Source organism: Enterobacter sp. 302C9 (assembly GCF_034106085.1).
Taxonomy (GTDB): domain Bacteria; phylum Pseudomonadota; class Gammaproteobacteria; order Enterobacterales; family Enterobacteriaceae; genus Enterobacter; species Enterobacter asburiae_B.
The window spans coordinates 13,408-33,153 of sequence record NZ_JAWNBW010000013.1; the positions used below are offsets into that span (position 1 = coordinate 13,408).

Sequence of the window (19,746 nt, forward strand, 5' to 3'; positions counted from 1 at the left end):
TGGCTTAGCTACCAGTTAACAAATTTAGAGGGCCTTATGGCAACGTACTATAGCAACGATTTTCGTGCTGGTCTTAAAATCATGATGGACGGCGAACCGTACGCGGTTGAAGCCAGCGAATTCGTTAAACCAGGTAAAGGCCAGGCATTCGCACGCGTTAAGCTGCGCCGTCTGCTGACCGGTACCCGTGTTGAGAAAACCTTCAAGTCTACTGACTCCGCTGAAGGCGCTGATGTTGTTGATATGAACCTGACCTATCTGTACAACGACGGTGAGTTCTATCATTTCATGAACAACTCCACTTTCGAACAGCTGTCTGCTGATGAGAAAGCGGTAGGTGATAGCGCTAAATGGCTGCTGGATCAGGCTGAGTGCATCGTGACCCTGTGGAACGGCCAGCCTATCGCTGTGACCCCACCAAACTTCGTAGAACTGGAAATCGTTGAAACCGATCCAGGTCTGAAAGGTGATACCGCAGGTACCGGCGGTAAACCAGCCAAACTGTCTACCGGCGCAGTGGTTAAAGTTCCACTGTTCGTACAGACTGGCGAAGTGATCAAAGTGGATACCCGCTCCGGCGAATACGTATCCCGCGTGAAGTAATTTACGTCATGATTGAAGGCGCAGCGCCCGCTGCGCCTGATTTTTGCAGGCAGGGATGATGAAACGTACCGTTAAAATTCTGCTTCTGTTAGCGCTTTCCAGTGCATTGCTTTCTGGCTGTAACACCACCCGTGGAATGGGACAAGATATCCAGGATCTCGGTCATATCATTTCTCACGCCGCCAGCTAAGTTCGTCTAATTTTCCTAAAAATGCTTCCTTTTCCGTCAACCGGCGGGATCTTGTCTATTCTTAAGTTGCTATACACAAAACAACTTTGGCTATAAAAGGAAGATATTATGGTTAAGAAGACAATTGCAGCGATCTTTTCAGTCCTGGTACTTTCTTCAGTGTTAACGGCCTGTAATACCACGCGTGGCGTCGGTCAGGATATTTCTGAAGGTGGTAGCGCAATCTCTGGTGCGGCAACTAAAGCTCAGCAGTAATTAACATACGGTACGAGACCAGCGGGTTTCGTACCGTCAGCTTTCTGATTCCTGCAGGGATAAAAACGGAGAAAAACGCGTATCCATATGCAGTTTCATGCGGATATTGCGTTTGTAGGTATAGACCGTTTTGCCATTGATACTCAGGTGAGCGGCAATTTTTTGATTGCTTGCCCCGTCCATCCACAATGTCAGCACTTTCTCTTCCTGCCGGGTCAGCAAGGGGGCGGCTGCCGTTGGCCTTTCAGCGCTGGCGCGCGAGTTTAATGCGTCGTTGATAGTCGTTGCCACTTCTCCGAGACTGGCGTTTTTCAACAGCGACGACCACACCGGGAACTGTCCGAGCCAGTCGGTCATGCCGCGGTCCTCTCCCGATTGCAGCATAATAAACGGTAATCGTTCACTGGCGTTAAGCAAGGACGAGAGCTGCTGAAAATGATGAATATCCTGCCTGAAGCCGTACAGGTCGGCGATGACCAGCGTGGGTTTCCATTGCAGAATGTGCTCCCTGGCAAGGAACAGATTATTTAGCCCGGTCACAACGTAGTGTCCCGGGAACAAACCGGAATGATTGAGCCATGCTTCAAACCCCGTGCGGGTGAAGTGACAACGGTCAATCAAAAGAATTTTGAACATATTTTATTCGCAGTCGGCTAGTGGTTTGGCTTCCTGCCATCAGAAAGCACATCATCATAGAGAAGTCGGATGAGTGCTAAATGCCGGAACTACGCGCCATACTGCGGCTATTTCTTGCCTTAACGTGTTCAGCAAAAAATGATTGAAAAAAAATAGCACGCTAACCACAATATGGGGCGTAATCTCTGCCTTACGGGACGACCCGTAAGCGTTTCTTTCACCGGGGACGGCCCCAACTTGAATTAAGTTAAGGAGCCTGAAATGTCCTGGATCATTCTTTTTATTGCTGGCCTGCTCGAAGTGGTATGGGCAATTGGTCTCAAGTACACCCACGGATTTACCCGCCTGACGCCCAGCGTCATAACCGTCACCGCAATGATCGTGAGTATTGTCCTGTTATCCTGGGCGATGCGCTCGCTGCCTGTGGGAACGGCTTATGCCGTCTGGACGGGCATTGGTGCGGTGGGGGCCGCCATCACCGGCATTCTGCTGCTGGGAGAGTCAGCGAGTCTGGCGCGTATCGCCAGCCTCGCCTTGATTGTGGCCGGCATCGTTGGGCTGAAGCTCAGCACCCATTAATGGGGCTGTTTTACCCAGATGAGTTTTGACACATCAAACCCTTGTCGGGTCGCGACGTCCAGCATCTGCTGTTTCATTTCTGACGAAATAGTTGGCGTGCGGGAAAGTATCCACAGATAGTCGCGATCCGGCCCGCACACCAGCGCGTGACGGTACTCTCTGTCGAGCGCGATCACGTTATAGCCGCCATAAAACGGGCCGAAGAAAGAGACTTTGAGCGCGGCCCGTCGCGGGTCGCCCGTGAAGTACGCTTTCCCAATCGACTGCTGCCACATCTCCCGATCGGGATTATAGCCCCGGTTGATCACCTGAATACCGCCATCATCCATTGGACTGTAATTCGCGGTGACCTTCTCTAAGCCCTGCTCAAACCGATGGTCGAGGCGCGCGATTTCATACCATGTTCCAAGGAAGCGTTGTGCATCAAAAGGCGAGACGACGGTAACGCCTGGAGGTGGGGTAGGGGAACTGCAGGCAACCACTAAAAACGCGGCTGTCACCGCGGCGATAACAGGCAGAATGCGCATAGGAGTTTCCTTACTGTTTTTTGTTAAGTGTAGATGACGGCAAGGAAAATGGGTTTTTTGTGCGGAGTGTTTCGCCGGGTGGCCACCCCGTCGATTTTGTAGGCCGGGTAAGCGTTAGCGCCACCCGGCAATGTTTTACTGCAGCGCGTCGAGGATACGGTATGCCGCCTCAACGCGTGCCGGGTTCGGATAGCTTTTATTCGCCAGCATCACAATGCCGAGCTGCTTTTCAGGAATAAATGCCACGTAGCTGCCAAACCCGCCGGTAGAGCCTGTTTTATGGACCCAGGACGCATTGACCGGGGGCGCCGGTGGATTCACTTCTCTCGCAGGCAGCGGTGCCAGCGCCACCTTATTGTCGCTACCTTCAACCACGGTTTTTGCATCGACCGGCCAGTTAAGCATTTCCCAGCCTAACCCCTGATACATGGCCCCCACGCGCCAGTAGCGAGACTGCGCCAGGGTAAGGCCTTTCCTGAGTGAATTATCCTGAAGGGAGTCCGGCTTCATGTTGACCATCACCCAGTTTGCCATATCCTGCACGTTGGTTTTTACGCCATAGGCTTCAGCGTCCAGCATTCCTGGCGAAACGTGTACCGCTTTACCGTCGCGGTATCCCCAGGCGTAATGCGCTTCTTCCGCTTTCGGAACGTTAATCCAGGTATGGTCCAGCTTGAGCGGCTTAAAGACCCGCGTCGTTATGGCCTGCTCATAGCTCATGCCGGAAGGCTTAACCGCCAGCGCGCCAAAAAGACCGATGCTGGCATTGGCGTAAAGACGCGTGGTACCCGGCTTCCACTGCGGCTGCCAGTTTTGATAAAAGCGCAGCAGAGAGGCGTTATCCGTGACCTCATCCGGTACCTGTAACGGCAAACCTCCTGCGGTATAGGTTGCCAGATCCAGCATGCGGATCCCCTGCCACTGCTTGCCTGTCAGCTCAGGCCAGTATTTTGTCACCGGATCGCCCAGCGATATTTCACCGCGAGCAATGGCATCGCCACCGAGTACGCCGGTGAAGGTTTTACTTATAGAACCCAGTTCGAACAAGGTTTGTGGAGTGACAGGTTTGTTCGCCGCAACATCGGCTTTACCAAAGGTAAAGTAGTGCGGCTGACCCTCATAAATCACCGCCACCGCCATACCCGGAATGGCTTGCGCTTTCATCAGCGGCGTAACGGTCCGTTCCACCACCTCAGCCAGCTGTTTTTCTGACATCGGGGCAGCCAATACCGAGCAGGAGGTGCTGAGCAGCAGGGCGCAGCAAAGGGATTTAGTCATCATCAGTTATCTTCCGTAATAGCAGTTCAAGGGAGTGTCCGGGCCCGTCAGACCGCTGTAGTCTGTTGGATTTGACTATGGCTGACAAACGGTTAAATTTAGCATTAGCTGTTAATTTTTCTAACGGACGAGACCATGACGCGCAGCTATCTCCCTCTTAATTCCCTTCGGGCGTTTGAAGCAGCCGCCAGGCATCTCAGTTTTACGCATGCCGCTATCGAGCTGAACGTCACCCATTCCGCGATTAGCCAGCACGTAAAGGCGCTGGAGCAGCACCTTAATTGCCAGCTGTTTGTCCGCGTTTCGCGTGGGCTGATGTTGACCACCGAAGGCGAGAATTTGCTGCCGGTGCTGAATGACTCGTTCGATCGTATCGCCGGAATGCTGGATCGCTTTGCCAGCCAGCGCGCTCAGGAGAAGCTCAAAATAGGTGTGGTAGGAACCTTTGCTACGGGGGTTTTATTCTCTGAGCTTGCGGACTTTCGCCGCTGCTATCCGCATATTGATCTTCAGCTTTACACCCATAACAATCGCGTCGACCCGGCGGCTGAAGGGCTTGATTACGCCATTCGCTACGGTGGCGGCGCGTGGCATGGAACCGATGCTGAATTCCTTTGCCCTGCGCCGCTGTCTGCGCTCTGTACACCCGACATTGCCTCCTGTCTAAAAAGCCCGGCAGATATCCTGAAGTTTACCCTGCTGCGCTCCTACCGGCGCGACGAGTGGGCTGCGTGGATGCAGGCAGCGGGTGAACATCCTCCCTCACCGACGCACCGGGTGATGGTGTTTGATTCGTCCGTGACCATGCTGGAAGCCGCGCAGGCAGGCACAGGGATTGCCATTGCGCCTGTCGACATGTTTACCCATTTACTCAGCAGCGAACGCATCGTGCAGCCGTTTGCAACGCAGATTGACCTCGGCAGCTACTGGCTGACAAGGCTACAGTCACGGACAGAAACGCCCGCAATGCGCGAGTTTGCCCAGTGGCTGGTGGGGAAGATGCAGAAATAAAAGGCCCGCCGGATGGCGGGCCTGAAGCTTCAGATGGTGACCACGGCAATCAGCGTCACCACGGTCAGGATGGTCGCCAGACCGTAGAACACCCATTTCCCGCTCGGTACATGGATTTTCAGATCATGCATCGCGTGGTGAATACGGTGCAGGCCACACCACAGCGGCAGGACGATCATCAGGAAGATGAACACGCGGCCGATAAAGCTGCTCGCAAACGCCAGTACGCGCTCGTAGCTCAGCGCATCGCCCGGGAACAGCCCCAGCGGCAGCATAATGCCGACCAGCAGAATGATGACGGGGGCGATGATGGCACTCCACATGCCGCCTGCGCCAAACAGGCCCCAGAAGACCGGCTCGTCAGAACGTTTTGGATTTGGATTGATCACAGGTGTCTCCTTACCAGAACAGTGCGACAAACAGAATGACCACAGTGACCAGAATCGTCACTGCCCAGAGCCCTTTAATCACCGGCTCTGGCCCCATTTTCTCGTCTTTTATGATGATGTTCGCGGCTTTTGGCGCCAGCTCAAACCAGGTTTTGGTATGAAGCAGCGCGGCCGCGAACACGATCAGGTTCAGAACAACAATGATCGGGTTTTGCAGGAAACCGACAAAGCTGGCCCAGGCTTCCGGGCCATGCTTGAGGGCAAAAACGCCGTACATCAGCTCAAGACTGAACCAGACCGCCGGTACCGCCGTGCCTTCACGCAGCATATAGAAGCGATAAAACGGCAGGTTTTTCCACCAGGTGGACGGCACAGGCCGCACATAGGCTTTGCGTTTAGTCGTCATCATGCACTCCTTAGCGTGGTTTCAGGGTAGCGATAAGAAAGTCTTTCGAGCTTTCCACTTTACCCTGCTGAATTGCGGCGGCCGGGTCGACGTGCTTCGGACAAACTTCGGAGCAATAACCCACAAAGGTACAGCTCCAGACGCCGTTCTGGCTGTTAAGCTGCGCCATACGTTCTTTTTTGCCGTGGTCGCGGCTGTCTTCGTTATAGCGGTGTGCCAGGGTAATGGCGGCCGGGCCGATGAACTCCTTGTTCAGGCCAAACTGTGGACAGGCTGCGTAGCACAGGCCGCAGTTGATGCAGCCGGAGAACTGATGGTATTTCGCCATCTGAGCCGGCGTCTGGGTATTTGGCCCCTGATCCGGCGTGCGCGGATTACCGATGATGTACGGCTTAATCGCTTCCAGGCTTTCGATAAAGTGGGTCATATCGACCACCAGATCGCGTTCAATCGGGAAGTTGCCCAGCGCTTCGACCTTAATGCCTTTGGTGTACTCGCGCAGGAAGGTCTTACAGGCCAGCTTCGGCACCTTGTTGACCATCATGCCGCAGGAGCCGCAGATTGCCATGCGGCAGGACCAGCGGTAGCTCAGGTCTGGCGCCAGGTTATCTTTGATATAGCCGAGCGCATCCAGCAGGGAGGTTTGCTCGTCATAAGGGACTTCATAGAAAGCGCTGTGCGGTGCGGCGTCCACTTCCGGATTGTAGCGCACCACTTCAACCTTCATTTTTTGCATCTCAGCCATTCGCCTTCTCCTTCTTCTCGGCGGCTTCTGCTTCTGCACCGTACACGCGTTTAGCCGGCGGCAGCGTGGTGATTTTCACGTCGCTGTAGTCCAGACGTGTGGTGCCATCTGCATCGCGCCAGGCGAGAGTGTGTTTCAGGAAATTGACGTCGTCACGTTCGGTACAGCCTTCGTCCAGACGCTGGTGGGCCCCACGCGACTCTTTACGCGCCAGCGCAGAGTGCGCCATACATTCCGCGACGTTCAGACCGTGGCCCAGCTCGATGGTGTAGAGCAGGTCGGTGTTGAATACGCTGGAGGTATCGGTGATGCGTACGCGCTTGAAGCGCTCCTGCAGTTCCGCCAGCTTGTCGACGGTTTTTTGCATCAGCTCTGGCGTACGGTAAATACCGCAGCCTTCTTCCATCGACAGGCCCATCTCGTCGCGGATCTTAGACCAGTTCTCGTTACCCTCCTGGTTCACCAGATCTTTCAGGCGTTTTTCAACGTCTGCGACCTGCGCATCCAGCGCGGCACCGTTGGCTTCGCCTGCGGTAGCTGCCCGCTCCATCGCGCGCTCGCCCGCCATGCGGCCAAAGACGACCAGCTCTGCCAGCGAGTTAGACCCGAGACGGTTGGCGCCGTGCAGACCCACGGAGGAACACTCGCCGACGGCGAACAGGCCTTTAATACGGGTTTCGCACTGCTGGTCGGTTTCGATCCCGCCCATGGTGTAGTGCGCGGTTGGACGCACCGGAATCGGCTCTTTCACCGGGTCGACGCCGACGTAAGCTTTCGCCAGCTCGCAGATGAACGGCAGACGTTCCAGCAGTTTCTTCTCACCAAGGTGACGCAGGTCGAGATAGACCACATCGCCGCGCGGCGTGGAGATGGTGTTGCCTTTGCGCCACTCGTGCCAGAAGGCCTGAGAGACTTTGTCGCGCGGGCCGAGTTCCATGTATTTGTTCTTCGGCTCGCCGAGCGGGGTTTCCGGGCCCATGCCGTAATCCTGCAGATAGCGGTAGCCGTTTTTATTGACCAGAATACCGCCTTCACCGCGGCAGCCTTCCGTCATTAGAATGCCGGAGCCCGGCAGGCCGGTTGGGTGATACTGGACGAACTCCATATCGCGCAGCGGTACGCCGTGACCGAGCGCCATGCCCATGCCGTCACCGGTGACGATGCCGCCGTTGGTGTTATAACGATAAACGCGACCCGCACCGCCCGTCGCCATCACTACCGCGTTGGCGCGGATCTGGACAAGCGTGCCTTCCATCATATTCATCGCCACCAGGCCACGCGCCTGTCCGTCATCAACCAGAATGTCGAGGACGAAATGTTCATCGAAGCGCTGAATTTGTGGGAACTGAAGGGAGGTCTGGAACAGGGTGTGCAGCATGTGGAAGCCGGTTTTATCGGCGGCGAACCAGGTGCGTTCAATCTTCATACCGCCAAAGCGGCGAACGTTGACGCTGCCGTCAGGACGGCGGCTCCACGGACATCCCCACTGTTCAAGCTGGGTCATTTCCGTGGGACAATGATGCACAAAGTAGTCAACGACATCCTGTTCGCAAAGCCAGTCGCCCCCTGCAACCGTGTCGTGGAAATGGTATTCAAAGCTGTCATGATCCTGCGCAACGGCGGCGGATCCTCCTTCTGCTGCCACTGTGTGACTACGCATTGGATAGACTTTTGAAATCAATGCGATTTTAGCGTTGGGATTAGCTTGTGCTGCAGCAATCGCAGCACGTAATCCAGCCCCGCCAGCGCCTATTACGGCAAGATCGGCTTGAAAAGTTTGCACGACATTCCTCCAGATTTTTGTTATTTCGCAACGCGACAAACTAAAGGTAGTTCACCCGTCCAAAAGGACGATTGCGAAAGCGTTTCCACTGCTCCTTTATGGGTAAAACAGTATAACCGTGTAGATGTCAGGGAAATTTGACGTGTTCGATTTTTTTGCTGTTCTGTACGGCGATTTATCATGAAGATTGATGAAATACGTCACGAAAAAGTTCACCTAAATGAAACGCGCTTTTTTACTGCGCAAAATTTGTCTCTGCCCCTGCTAACGAGTAGACTTCGTGCCCTTGTATGAAATCGGAGAACAACTCATGAGCGAAACGGCCACCTGGCAGCCGAGCGCATCCATCCCTAATCTGTTAAAACGCGCTGCAATTATGGCGGAGATCCGCCGTTTCTTTGCCGACCGCGGAGTCCTGGAGGTGGAAACGCCGTGCATGAGTCAGGCAACGGTAACGGATATTCATCTGGTGCCGTTTGAAACCCGTTTTGTTGGCCCCGGCCACTCTCAGGGCATGAATTTGTATCTGATGACCAGCCCGGAATACCACATGAAACGCCTGCTGGCGGCGGGGTGTGGCCCGGTGTATCAGCTGTGCCGCAGCTTCCGTAATGAAGAGATGGGTCGTCACCACAACCCGGAATTCACCATGCTGGAGTGGTACCGCCCGCATTATGATATGTACCGCCTGATGAATGAGGTGGACGATCTGCTCCAGCAGGTCCTGGACTGCTCAGAAGCCGAAACGCTCTCCTATCAGCAGGCTTTCCAGCGCCATCTGGAAATCGATCCGCTGTCGGCGGACAAAACCCAGCTGCGCGAAGCGGCGGCAAAACTGGATCTGAGCAACGTGGCGGATACCGAAGAGGATCGCGACACGCTGCTGCAGCTGCTGTTCACCTTCGGCGTAGAACCACAGATTGGCAAGGATCGTCCGACCTTTGTCTACCACTTCCCGGCAAGCCAGGCGTCGCTGGCGCAGATCAGTACCGAAGATCATCGTGTCGCAGAGCGTTTTGAGGTCTATTACAAAGGCATCGAGCTGGCGAACGGCTTCCACGAACTGACGGATGCCCGCGAGCAGCAGCAGCGCTTCGAGCAGGATAACCGCAAGCGCGCCGCGCGCGGTCTGCCGCAGCAGCCTATTGATGTGAATTTGCTTGAAGCATTAAAAGCAGGTCTGCCGGATTGCTCCGGCGTGGCGCTGGGTGTTGACCGTCTGGTGATGCTGGCCCTGGGCGCAGAGCAGCTTGGCGATGTGATTGCGTTTACCGTAGATCGCGCCTGACGGCAGTTTACCCTCTCCCGTGGGAGAGGGTTGCCCCGCTTACCTTACAAACTTCCCGCCGGGCGCGTACGCGCCGCTGACGTCAGCGTTCTTCCCGTTTTACGCCCGTCCAGGCTTTCGAGACGCATCTGGAACGGTGGGAACGGCATATCAATACCGTGCTCGCGGAAGCCCGCCAGAATCAGCTGGTGGATCTCATGGCGCAGCGGCATACGGTGTCCCATTTCGGCGGCGTAGATGCGCAGCTCGAAAATCTGGATCCCCTGCTGTAAATCCACAAGGAATACTTCCGGCGCCGGGTTGTCGATTACCAGCGAACAGCGCTCAGCGGCAGTGTAGAGGATCTGGGTGACCTCTTCGCTGTTGGCGTCCGACGGCGCCGGTACCGTCAGCACCACGCGGGTAACGGAGTCTGACAGCGACCAGTTGATGAACTGCTCGGTAATAAACGCCTTGTTTGGCACGATGATCTCTTTCCGATCCCAGTCGCTGATCGTCGTCGCACGGGTGTTGATCTTCGTGATGCTGCCGGTCAGATCGCGAATCGTTACGGTATCGCCAATACGGATCGGTTTTTCGAACAGAATGATCAGGCCAGAGATGAAGTTGGCGAAGATCTCCTGTAAACCAAAACCTAACCCTACACCAAGGGCCGCCACTAGCCACTGCAGCTTCGACCACTCAATACCGATCATCGAGAAGCCAACCAGCCCGCCAAACAGCATGATCAGATATTTGGTAATGGTCGTAATCGCATAGCCCGTCCCCGGCGTTAAATCCAGATGCTGCAGCAGCGCAAGCTCCAGCAGCGCCGGGAAGTTGCGTACCAGCTGCGTGGTGATGATCAGCACCAGAATGGCAATCAGCACCGCCCCTAAGGTAATCGGCTCCAGGCTTTCCACGCCCTGCACCGTAGACGTCACGTCCCAGAGCGAGATGTTCTCCAGGAAGCCAAATGCGGAGTGGATCTCTGACCAGAGGAAGATCACCGACAGGAGGGCAATCAGCATCAGGATGGAACGAACCAGGCGCAGGGACTGGGTACTGATGGCATCCAGATCCAGTTCGACCTCGTCCGCTTCCGTTGTGCCTTCCGTACTGTTGACGTGGTTTGGCTCTTCTTCACCCCGCGCGCGCTGGGCGAGGATCTCCGCCCGGCGATGCTTGGCTCGGTCAAAGGCCAGACGGCGGCGCTGGATCAGCATCCAGCGGCGGATCACGTGGTACACCACCAGCAGCAGGAACCAGATGGCCACCGAGGTTTCCAGCCGCGCCAGCAGCGCCTGCGCGGTTGCCAGATAGCCCACCGCGGCTGCCAGCATCGCAAACAGCGGCGCGCTAAGCAGCAGGTTCCAGAGCAGCCGGTTGAACATGTTTTCGCCGCTGCCGGATTTATCGAGATAGAGCGGAATACCCGCGCGTTTCAGGCTGAGCGTAACGATGGCCAGCGCCCCGCATATCAGCATAAAGCAGAGGCGCCCCAGCGAGCCTGAGAACTCCCGGTCGTTGAGATTATCGAACATGATCAGCGCCATAATCAGCGGCACAATCAGCCCGATGCTCATTAGGTAGTAACGCATGGCGCGCGCGACGCGATTACGCGGCCAGCCAAAGTGGGTGATGAACAGGCCATTGGGGCGCGCGAAGGTGGCGCAAATCATGACCACCCACAGCAGCGGCACCGTGGCGGTGACGCCATCGCCAATCGCGACCGCGAGCGGATAGGGCCAGGCTTCCCGCAGGCCATACCCCAGCGTCATCCACAGCACCGGCAGCGGAGAGGCGACAAGAATCGACCAGAATACGGTGCGCAACGTCAGCCAGAAGTGATCCTGGGTGACTTTCCCGACCCGGGAGCTGGAACGCTCCAGGAAGCGGGTGAAATGTCTGCGCGAGTAAATGCTGAAGCCCACCAGAATCAACGCCCCCAGCAGCGGGAAAATGGTCTCTTTGCTGGTAAACATCATCACGCTGGCCTGTCCCAGCTGGCTGACGGTGTCCAGCGAAATCAGGCGGCGCAGGTCCTGGACAATCTCAATCGGCCACGAGAAGGTCATCGGACGCACGTCGGAAGTCCAGAAGAGATAACGGTGCGTAGCCTCGTTCACCTCTTTCAGCGCATCTTCCAGCTGGCTATTGGAGACTTTTAGCTTGGTCAGCTCCAGAATCAGCGTATCCCCGCCCTGGAGCAGAGAGTTCAGCAGTTCACGCTGGGTACGCAGCTGGGCTTCCAGAATACGGTTTTGCTCGCTGGTCAGGGGCTGTCCGTCAGCCTGACGGATCTGGCGGATTTGCGGCTGTTTATTGAGAAGATCTTCAAAGTGCAGTCGCTGAACGCGCAGCTGGGCCATCTCGGTATCCAGCTGTTGCGGCTTCGGCATTTCCGGCAGGCGCGCGACCTGGGCACGTAACGCTTCGCCCAGCAGGTTTGATGATCCGAGCCACTGGGACTGCTCGCGCAGGGTGTTGAGCGCCTGGCGAACCTGCAGGGTTTGATTGGTGGCCTGACGCTGCTGCGAGGCAACCAGATCCATGCGCTGCGCCTGCTGGTTCAGCGCGGCAGAAAGCTCGCGGTTGACCCTGAATTGTTCGTTGATACCGGCAGGCAGGTTTTCGCTGTTTTCCGCCAGCAGTTCGGTGCTTTCAAGGGCACGCTCGGCTTCGCGCTGACGCTGGCTGTTAAGCTGATTGCGCAGGGCCTGGAGATACGCATCCAGCTGCTCGCTCTGCTTCTGAGCGAGTTCAGAGCGCATCCGCGACAGCTCCTGGCGGTTATTGGCGGAAAGCTGCGCTAGCTCCAGCTCATCGACAAGGGCCTTCAGGCGAGCCGATTCTGCCTGCAGGCCCAGATTTTGAGCCTGAGCCTGTGGCGTATTGCCGCTTTGCGTACCCACGCGACGCTCAACTTCATTAAGCTGGCGGCGGGCATCGGTTTGCTGTTGCGGAAGCTGGCTGAGGGAGTCGGCAATTTCACGCGCTCGCTCCTGCTCCTGCTGGGCAAGGCGGCTCTTTTCCAGAAGCTGGCTGCTGACCTGCAGGATCTCCTGGTTCAGGGCGTCGGAGGTCATACCTGCTGGCACATCGCGCGGTTCGTCACGCAAATTATTGAGCTGCGCGCGTAGCGTCTGCGAGAGTTTGGGGAAATTGTCGATAACCTGCTGATACTGCTGAGCGCGCTCAAGAGAGCCTTTTCGCTCCTCAAGCGCGTTCAGGGCAGCCTGGAGCGACTCGACGGTCTCTGGCTGAGCGGGTTTAGCCGCTTTTGCCTGCTCCAGTTCCTGGGTTATCTGTTTGGCGTCGGGGGCTGTCGCTGCGTACGCCCCCATGCTGAGGCACCAGGCCATCAGTAGAACGATAATCGGGCGCACGTCAGCGATCCTTCTGTTGTTAGCCTTCGTCTTTTTTGTCGTCAACCAGCGGGCTGGCGTCGTGCTCGGCGTTGATCTCTTCCTGCGGTAGCGGCGCTGGTTCTGCATCCGGCGTAACGAAGGTTTCGGTAGAGACCGCCAGCGGCTGGCCCAGTTTGGTGACCGACAGGCTTTCGAGCTGTTCAGCCAGCTTCACTTTGCCCGGCGCAAACAGGTTGATTACGGTAGAGCCCAGCTTGAAGCGACCCATCTCCTGACCTTTCAGCAGGGCCACCGAGCCTTCCGCTTCACCGGCAGGCCAGGTCCAGCGTTTGATCACGCCTTCGCGCGGTGGGGTGATGGTGCCCGCCCAGACGGTTTCGATGCTGCCTACGATGGTCGCACCCACCAGAATCTGCGCCATAGGGCCAAATTCAGTATCGAACAGACAGATGACGCGCTCGTTACGGGCAAACAGGTTCGGCACGTTCTGCGCGGTCAGGTGGTTTACGGAGAACAGGTCGCCCGGGACGTAAATCATTTCACGCAGGATACCGTTACACGGCATGTGCACGCGATGGTAGTCGCGCGGTGAAAGATAGGTGGTGGCAAAGGTACCGTTACGGAACAGATCCGCCATCAGGTAGTTACCCGCCAGCAGCGCTTCCAGACTGTAGTTATGGCCCTTCGCCTGCAGGATTTTGTCGTCTTCGATATTACCCAACTGGCTGATCACGCCGTCTGCCGGCATCACCAGGACGTTAGGGTCGGTGTTCAGCGGGCGCACTTCGTCACGCAGCGGGCGTACGAAGAACTCGTTGAAGGTGCGGTAGCTGGCGGTATCCGGCTTCTGCGCCTCTTTCATATCGACCTTGTAATATTTTACGAAAAGGTCGATGACCAGTTTGGTCAGCCAGCCCGCGCGTTTGCTTGCGCCCCAGCCCGCCAGGCGAGTGAGCCACAGTTTTGGCAGAATGTATTGAAGCGAAAGTTTAAATGCGTTTAACAAGGTAGCCTCCAGGCCATTGTTTTGTCGTTCCTGATCCGGCGTTAAGCCGCCGGAACCTGAAAAAAGGGGACGATTTTAGCGATGCTTAGCTTAGTTGTCAGTTATCAGAATCAGAAAAGTTTTTACGCGTTTTTACGTCTTCCATGCTCTCAAGAATGCGGTGGTAATTCTCGAAGCGGGTTTCCGCGATCTCGCCTTTCTCAACCGCTTCACGGATAGCGCAGCCTGGGTCGTTATCGTGCTTACAGTCGCGGTATTTACAGGCGCCTAAATAATCATGGAATTCGACAAATCCGTTAAAGATTTGTTCCGGCTCAAGGTGCCACAAACCGAACTCACGCACGCCCGGGGAGTCGATCACGTCGCCGCCGTGCGGGAAATGATACAGACGCGAGGCGGTGGTGGTGTGCTGGCCCAGGCCAGAGACGTTGGACACATCGTTGGTCAGGATCTCTTGCTGGAGGCCAAGCAGGTTGTTCAGCAGGCTCGATTTACCTACGCCGGACTGGCCCGCAAAGATGCTGATGCGGTCGGTCAGCGCCTCTTCCAGCGGTTTAAGGCCATCTTTGGTGTGGCTGGAGACCATTAGCACGCGGTAACCAATCTTGCGGTAGATATCCATCTGCTCATTCACGAAGGCCATACCGTCGTCATCCAGCAGATCGATTTTGTTCAACACGATAATCGGTTCAACCTGCAGCGTTTCGCAGGCGACGAGGTATCGGTCGATAATGTTGAGCGAAAGTTCGGGCAAAATCGCCGAAACAATGACGATCTGGTTAATGTTGGCGGCAATGGGCTTGACCCCGTCGTAGAAATCGGGACGGGTTAACACGGACGTGCGCTCATGAACCGCCTCAACGATACCTTTTACCGTAACGCCTTCCGCCGCCTCTTTACCCGGTCGCCAGACCACGCGATCGCCGGTAACCAGTGAACGGATGGTGCGACGGATATTGCAACGGTGAATATCCCCGTCGGCGGATTCGACATCGGCATGCATACCGAAACGGCTGATGACTACGCCTTCTGTCGCTTCACCAAACAGGTTGTCGTCATAATCCGGCTTCTCCGAAGTGGTTTTAAGACGGCGCTGGTGGTTGGCGTTTACGCGGCGCTGCTGCCCTTTGGAGAGTTTATTTTTACTCAATCGCGCTGGCTCCTGGTCGCCCGTAAGGGGCAAAACCTCTATGATACACTCTAATTAATACTAGTTAACCTGCTACTGCCGGTTATGCGAGAAGGGTGGAAAATAACATGAGCGCGGATGAAAACAACCTGATTTGGATCGATCTCGAAATGACCGGGCTGGATCCCGAGCGCGATCGCATCATTGAAATTGCAACGCTGGTGACGGACGCTAACCTGAAAATCCTGGCTGAAGGGCCAACGATTGCGGTGCATCAGTCCGACGACCAGCTGGCTTTGATGGATGAATGGAACGTGCGCACCCACACCGGCAGTGGCCTGGTGGAGCGCGTGAAGGCGAGCACGTTCGGCGATCGCGAGGCGGAGCTGGCGACGCTTGAGTTCCTGAAACAGTGGGTTCCGGCAGGCAAATCGCCTATCTGTGGGAATAGCATCGGCCAGGATCGCCGTTTCCTGTTTAAGTACATGCCGGAGCTGGAGTCATATTTCCACTACCGCTATCTGGATGTCAGCACTCTGAAAGAGCTGGCGCGTCGCTGGAAGCCTGAAATCCTCGACGGCTTCAAAAAGCAGGGGACTCACCAGGCGATGGACGATATCCGTGAGTCTGTGGCGGAGCTTTCCTACTACCGCGAAAACTTTATTAAGCTGTGATTTTGCGATCCGGCGCCTTGCGTGGCCGGGTTTTTGTCGTTAAATTGTTCAGCTTGCCGATTAATTAAGCATTTGAACTTAATTTCGAAAAAATCGCTTTAAGGGGGGTTGCAGCTAAAAGGATTTCTCGTATAATGCGCCTCCCGTAACGACAGAGAATTACACGTTACGACAGCAACAAAAGCAGTGCAGATTTGCGGGAATAGCTCAGTTGGTAGAGCACGACCTTGCCAAGGTCGGGGTCGCGAGTTCGAGTCTCGTTTCCCGCTCCAAAATTTGAAAAGTGCTTCCAAAGCACGGACCACCCAAGCGGGAATAGCTCAGTTGGTAGAGCACGACCTTGCCAAGGTCGGGGTCGCGAGTTCGAGTCTCGTTTCCCGCTCCAAAATTTGAAAGTGCTTCTAAAGCACGGACCACCCAAGCGGGAATAGCTCAGTTGGTAGAGCACGACCTTGCCAAGGTCGGGGTCGCGAGTTCGAGTCTCGTTTCCCGCTCCAAATTCTTCTTAATCTCTAAAATATCCACAGCGAAAAGAGTCGTTGGGGACGTTTTCTATTGTCTCTGAAATACTCTTGTGAACAGAGTTATCCACAGAAACTACGCTTAACCGTAACAGGGTTAAAACTTAGCAGGGTGAATAATATCTTTGTAACGCGCTGTATTTAGTAAATAAATTTTCATTTCAAAATGTTATTGAGATCACTTGACCTCTTCTCCAGCCCAGATGGCGCTTGAGTTTGTAATTTTATTCACAGGCTGTGAATAGTTCAGGCATCCCGCGTAAGCCCTTTTTCAATCACCCGCACCAGACGCTGTTTCTTCGGTAGCTGCACCTCGATCGTGCAGGCATTACGCTTCTCTATTTGCTGCGCAATCGCCCATTCTATGTGTTCATCAAGAAGTGGGTGCTCACCTTTACGGCTTTCAAGCGCCTGAATATTGGCTTCATCCCACGGGGCATTACCCAGCGCGACGGCAACATTACGCAGCCAGCGCAAATGACCGATACGGCGAATGGCCGAACCTTCCGTCACTTTCAGGAACCAGGCTTCGGTCCAGGCGAATAACTCAACCAGCTGCGGCGCATGCAGCGCCTTACGCGGGCTGAAATCCTCTTCGTCCGTGAGCTGCGAATAGCGGTTCCACGGGCAGATCAGCTGGCAGTCGTCGCAGCCGTAGATGCGGTTGCCGATAAGCGGTCGAAATTCCTCTGGAATGGCCCCTTCCAGTTCGATAGTGAGGTAGGAGATGCAGCGGCGCGCATCAACGGTGTAAGGCTCGACGATGGCACCCGTCGGGCAGATGGTCATGCAGGCCACGCAGCGTCCGCAGCCTTCTTCTACCGGGCCGTCTACCGGCAGCGGTAAATCAATCAGCAGTTCACCCAGGAAGAAGAACGATCCGGCGTCGCGGCTAAGGATAAGTGAGTGCTTACCTGTCCAGCCAAGCCCGGCTTTTTCGGCGATCGGGCGCTCAAGAATAGGCGCAGAATCGACAAAGGGTCTAAAATTCAGCGAAACACAGTGCTGCTGAATAGTTTCCCCGAGTTTTTTTAAACGGTTACGCAAGAGCTTATGGTAATCACGTCCCAGGGCGTACCGGCTGACGTAACCCAGAGAGGGATTTTTTAGCGTGCGCGCAAAGGCCGCGTTGGCGGGCAGATAATTCATGCGCACGCTGATGACGCGTAACGTGCCCGGCAAAAGCTCGTGAGGGCGGGCGCGCATCATGCCATGACGCGCCATCCACTCCATTTCGCCGTGGTATTGTTTGTCCAGCCAGGCCTGCAGTTTTGGCTCGCTGGCGGAAAGGTCGGTATCGGTAATGCCCACCTTCTGGAAGCCAAGCTCAGCACCCCACTGTTTTATTTTTTGCGCTAATTCATTGAGATCGAGGGGCTGTGACATGACGGACCATACGGTGAAGAAAAACCCCGCAAGTATACCACATTCCATCTGGCATGCGGATGACCTCCGGCGCGCCGAAAAAGAGGCCGCAGACAGCCTCGGGATTACCCTTTATGAACTGATGCTGCGCGCGGGGGAGGCGGCGTTTAACGTTGCCCGCAGCGCGTACCCTCAGGCCGCCCACTGGATGATTCTGTGCGGTCACGGCAATAACGGCGGCGACGGCTACGTCGTCGCCCGTCTCGCGGTTGCGGCAGGTATCCGCGTGACGTTGCTGGCCCTGGAGAGTGATAAACCGCTGCCTGAAGAGGCCAGCGCGGCGCGGGAGGCGTGGCTTAACGCAGGCGGCGTGATTCATGCGCCTGATATCGTCTGGCCGGAAGAGGTGGATCTGATTGTTGACGGTCTGCTGGGTACCGGGCTACGCAGTGCGCCTCGCGAGAACATTGCCGCCCTTATTGAACACGCTAACAGACATTCCGCGCCGGTAGTTGCCCTGGATATTCCCTCTGGCCTGATTGCACAAACCGGCGCGACGCCGGGGGCGGTCATTCAGGCTGCACATACGGTAACCTTCATCGCCCTCAAGCCGGGGCTACTGACCGGTAAAGCACGAGACGTTGTTGGCGTGCTGCACCACCATGCGCTGGGGCTGGAGAGCTGGCTGTCCGGGCAGCAAACGCACCTCGCGCGTTTTGATGCATCCCAGCTGGCTGCATGGCTCCCGCCGCGCCGACCAACGTCCCATAAGGGCGATCACGGCAGGCTGGTGATTATTGGCGGCGACCATGGTACGGCAGGTGCAATTCGCATGACCGGCGAAGCGGCCCTGCGCTGCGGTGCCGGATTAGTGCGAGTACTCACTCGCATTGAGAATATAGCGCCGATCGTTACGGCCCGACCGGAGCTGATGGTCCATGAGCTTACGCCTCAGTCGCTTGAAGAAAGCCTGGAATGGGCGGACGTGGTGACGATCGGCCCCGGGCTTGGGCAGCAGGCATGGGGCAAACAGGCCCTGCAAAAGATCGAGAATTTTCGTAAACCGATGTTGTGGGATGCCGACGCGCTTAACCTTCTGGCAATAAACCCCGATAAGCGTCACAATCGCATTCTGACGCCACACCCCGGCGAAGCCGCGCGCCTGCTTAACTGCAGCGTGGCAGAAATTGAAAGCGATCGCTTACTTTCTGCTCAGCGTCTGGTAAAACGTTACGGAGGTGTTGCTGTTTTGAAAGGGGCAGGAACCGTTGTCGCCAGTGACGAGACGCAGGGCATTATTGATGCCGGAAATGCGGGCATGGCAAGCGGTGGCATGGGCGATGTGCTTTCCGGCATCATTGGCGCATTGCTTGGACAGAAACTTCCCCTTTATGATGCAGCCTGCGCGGGCTGCGTGGCCCACGGTGTCGCGGCGGATAAACTGGCCGCGCGTTACGGTACACGCGGCATGCTGGCCACCGATCTTTTTTGCACGCTGCGGCGTGTTGTTAACCCGGATGTGATTGACGTAGAAAATGACTAATCGAGCGATTCCTTTACCTGATGAACAAGCCACTTTAGAACTCGGCAAGCGCGTGGCGCAGGCCTGTCAGGGGGCAACCGTCATTTATCTGTATGGTGATTTAGGTGCGGGTAAAACCACCTTCAGCCGGGGTTTTTTGCAGGCGTTAGGGCATAACGGGAATGTGAAAAGCCCAACCTACACGCTGGTAGAACCGTACACCCTTGAAAATCTCATGGTGTATCACTTCGATTTATACCGCCTTGCGGATCCTGAGGAGCTGGAATTTATGGGGATCCGTGATTATTTTGCCAACGACGCCATTTGCCTGGTGGAGTGGCCGCAACAAGGTGCGGGTGTGCTGCCTGACCCGGATGTCGAAATTCACTTAGATTACCAGGCACAAGGGCGTGAGGCGCGCATCAGTGCTGTTTCCTCATCAGGCAGTTCCTTACTGGCGCGACTGGCCGGTTAAGCGTAGGGATGACG

Annotated in this window: 20 protein-coding genes and 3 tRNA genes; 12 read left to right on the forward strand and 11 right to left on the reverse strand. The window is 55.9% G+C overall.

Translation table 11 applies throughout. The features are described 5' to 3' along the window. The first annotated feature begins 36 nt into the window (after nt 1-36). From efp to ecnB, 3 genes are all read left to right on the forward strand, one after another. On the forward strand, nt 37-603 hold the full coding sequence (efp, locus tag UR289_RS18915) for an elongation factor P (protein ID WP_010427766.1): 567 nt from the start codon (nt 37-39) through the stop codon (nt 601-603). A gap of 58 nt (nt 604-661) precedes the next feature. After that, nucleotides 662-793 carry an entericidin A/B family lipoprotein gene (locus tag UR289_RS18920; RefSeq protein ID WP_024907352.1) on the forward strand — a complete coding sequence of 44 codons (132 nt, stop codon included), beginning with the start codon at nt 662-664 and terminating at the stop codon, nt 791-793. A gap of 108 nt (nt 794-901) precedes the next feature. Beyond that, on the forward strand, nt 902-1,048 hold the full coding sequence (gene ecnB, locus UR289_RS18925) for a lipoprotein toxin entericidin B (protein ID WP_003025482.1): 147 nt from the start codon (nt 902-904) through the stop codon (nt 1,046-1,048). A 36-nt stretch (nt 1,049-1,084) separates the two neighbouring features. On the opposite strand, the gene UR289_RS18930 is transcribed toward ecnB, so the two are convergent. Then, on the reverse strand, nt 1,085-1,684 hold the full coding sequence (locus UR289_RS18930) for a helix-turn-helix transcriptional regulator (protein ID WP_064673118.1): 600 nt from the start codon (nt 1,682-1,684) through the stop codon (nt 1,085-1,087). 261 nt (nt 1,685-1,945) lie between these two features. Between UR289_RS18930 and sugE the strand changes: the two genes are divergently transcribed. Next, complete coding sequence (sugE, locus tag UR289_RS18935) at nt 1,946-2,263, forward strand: quaternary ammonium compound efflux SMR transporter SugE (protein WP_008502938.1); 318 nt, start codon at nt 1,946-1,948, stop codon at nt 2,261-2,263. On the opposite strand, the gene UR289_RS18940 is transcribed toward sugE, so the two are convergent. Together UR289_RS18940 and blaACT are read right to left on the reverse strand one after the other, a co-directional pair. Then, nucleotides 2,260-2,790, reverse strand: coding sequence for a lipocalin family protein (locus UR289_RS18940; RefSeq protein WP_023310119.1), 531 nt, complete (start codon nt 2,788-2,790; stop codon nt 2,260-2,262). The two genes, sugE and UR289_RS18940, sit on opposite strands and share 4 nt — an antisense overlap. Before the next feature lie 135 nt (nt 2,791-2,925). Further along, nucleotides 2,926-4,071, reverse strand: coding sequence for an ACT family cephalosporin-hydrolyzing class C beta-lactamase (gene blaACT / locus UR289_RS18945; protein ID WP_320711282.1), 1,146 nt, complete (start codon nt 4,069-4,071; stop codon nt 2,926-2,928). 132 nt (nt 4,072-4,203) lie between these two features. Here blaACT and ampR point away from each other — a divergent pair, with 132 nt between their 5' ends. Continuing rightward, nucleotides 4,204-5,079, forward strand: coding sequence for a LysR family transcriptional regulator AmpR (gene ampR / locus UR289_RS18950; RefSeq protein ID WP_320711284.1), 876 nt, complete (start codon nt 4,204-4,206; stop codon nt 5,077-5,079). Between the two features lie 29 nt (nt 5,080-5,108). On the opposite strand, the gene frdD is transcribed toward ampR, so the two are convergent. From frdD to frdA, 4 genes are read right to left on the reverse strand one after another with little or no spacing between them, the layout of a single operon-like run. Next, entirely contained in the window at nt 5,109-5,468 is a 360-nt protein-coding gene (gene frdD / locus UR289_RS18955) for a fumarate reductase subunit FrdD (protein ID WP_000609653.1), read from the reverse strand. Nucleotides 5,469-5,478: 10 nt separating this feature from the next. Then, on the reverse strand, nt 5,479-5,874 hold the full coding sequence (frdC, locus tag UR289_RS18960) for a fumarate reductase subunit FrdC (RefSeq protein ID WP_320711346.1): 396 nt from the start codon (nt 5,872-5,874) through the stop codon (nt 5,479-5,481). Between the two features lie 10 nt (nt 5,875-5,884). After that, on the reverse strand, nt 5,885-6,619 hold the full coding sequence (locus tag UR289_RS18965; RefSeq protein ID WP_023310124.1) for a succinate dehydrogenase/fumarate reductase iron-sulfur subunit: 735 nt from the start codon (nt 6,617-6,619) through the stop codon (nt 5,885-5,887). After that, entirely contained in the window at nt 6,612-8,402 is a 1,791-nt protein-coding gene (frdA, locus tag UR289_RS18970; RefSeq protein WP_023310125.1) for a fumarate reductase (quinol) flavoprotein subunit, read from the reverse strand. Before frdA ends, UR289_RS18965 begins: the two co-directional genes overlap by 8 nt. A gap of 310 nt (nt 8,403-8,712) precedes the next feature. On the opposite strand from frdA, the gene epmA reads away from it, so the two are divergent. Then, nucleotides 8,713-9,690: an elongation factor P--(R)-beta-lysine ligase gene (gene epmA / locus UR289_RS18975; RefSeq protein ID WP_069303550.1), complete on the forward strand. Its 978-nt coding sequence runs from the start codon at nt 8,713-8,715 to the stop codon at nt 9,688-9,690. A 44-nt stretch (nt 9,691-9,734) separates the two neighbouring features. On the opposite strand, the gene mscM is transcribed toward epmA, so the two are convergent. From mscM to rsgA, 3 genes are all read right to left on the reverse strand, one after another. Next, the gene (gene mscM / locus UR289_RS18980) at nt 9,735-13,058 is read right to left on the reverse strand and encodes a miniconductance mechanosensitive channel MscM (RefSeq protein WP_039261016.1); all 3,324 of its coding nucleotides are present in this window, start codon (nt 13,056-13,058) and stop codon (nt 9,735-9,737) included. A 19-nt stretch (nt 13,059-13,077) separates the two neighbouring features. After that, nucleotides 13,078-14,046: an archaetidylserine decarboxylase gene (gene asd, locus UR289_RS18985; RefSeq protein ID WP_033144458.1), complete on the reverse strand. Its 969-nt coding sequence runs from the start codon at nt 14,044-14,046 to the stop codon at nt 13,078-13,080. A 97-nt stretch (nt 14,047-14,143) separates the two neighbouring features. After that, the gene (gene rsgA, locus UR289_RS18990) at nt 14,144-15,196 is read right to left on the reverse strand and encodes a small ribosomal subunit biogenesis GTPase RsgA (RefSeq protein ID WP_023334242.1); all 1,053 of its coding nucleotides are present in this window, start codon (nt 15,194-15,196) and stop codon (nt 14,144-14,146) included. 107 nt (nt 15,197-15,303) lie between these two features. Here rsgA and orn point away from each other — a divergent pair, with 107 nt between their 5' ends. The 4 genes from orn (at nt 15,304) to UR289_RS19010 (ending at nt 16,346) form a co-directional block, all read left to right on the forward strand. Beyond that, on the forward strand, nt 15,304-15,849 hold the full coding sequence (gene orn, locus UR289_RS18995; protein ID WP_320711292.1) for an oligoribonuclease: 546 nt from the start codon (nt 15,304-15,306) through the stop codon (nt 15,847-15,849). Nucleotides 15,850-16,045: 196 nt separating this feature from the next. Further along, nucleotides 16,046-16,121, forward strand: a tRNA-Gly gene (locus UR289_RS19000). 37 nt (nt 16,122-16,158) lie between these two features. After that, nucleotides 16,159-16,234, forward strand: a tRNA-Gly gene (locus UR289_RS19005). Nucleotides 16,235-16,270: 36 nt separating this feature from the next. Continuing rightward, nucleotides 16,271-16,346, forward strand: a tRNA-Gly gene (locus UR289_RS19010). A 270-nt stretch (nt 16,347-16,616) separates the two neighbouring features. On the opposite strand, the gene queG is transcribed toward UR289_RS19010, so the two are convergent. Continuing rightward, nucleotides 16,617-17,756: a tRNA epoxyqueuosine(34) reductase QueG gene (gene queG, locus UR289_RS19015; protein ID WP_214580078.1), complete on the reverse strand. Its 1,140-nt coding sequence runs from the start codon at nt 17,754-17,756 to the stop codon at nt 16,617-16,619. Between queG and nnr the strand changes: the two genes are divergently transcribed. After that, nucleotides 17,755-19,278 carry a bifunctional ADP-dependent NAD(P)H-hydrate dehydratase/NAD(P)H-hydrate epimerase gene (gene nnr, locus UR289_RS19020; RefSeq protein ID WP_320711294.1) on the forward strand — a complete coding sequence of 508 codons (1,524 nt, stop codon included), beginning with the start codon at nt 17,755-17,757 and terminating at the stop codon, nt 19,276-19,278. The two genes, queG and nnr, sit on opposite strands and share 2 nt — an antisense overlap. Next, the gene (gene tsaE, locus UR289_RS19025; protein WP_013095283.1) at nt 19,271-19,732 is read left to right on the forward strand and encodes a tRNA (adenosine(37)-N6)-threonylcarbamoyltransferase complex ATPase subunit type 1 TsaE; all 462 of its coding nucleotides are present in this window, start codon (nt 19,271-19,273) and stop codon (nt 19,730-19,732) included. Before nnr ends, tsaE begins: the two co-directional genes overlap by 8 nt. The last annotated feature ends 14 nt before the right edge of the window (nt 19,733-19,746 follow it).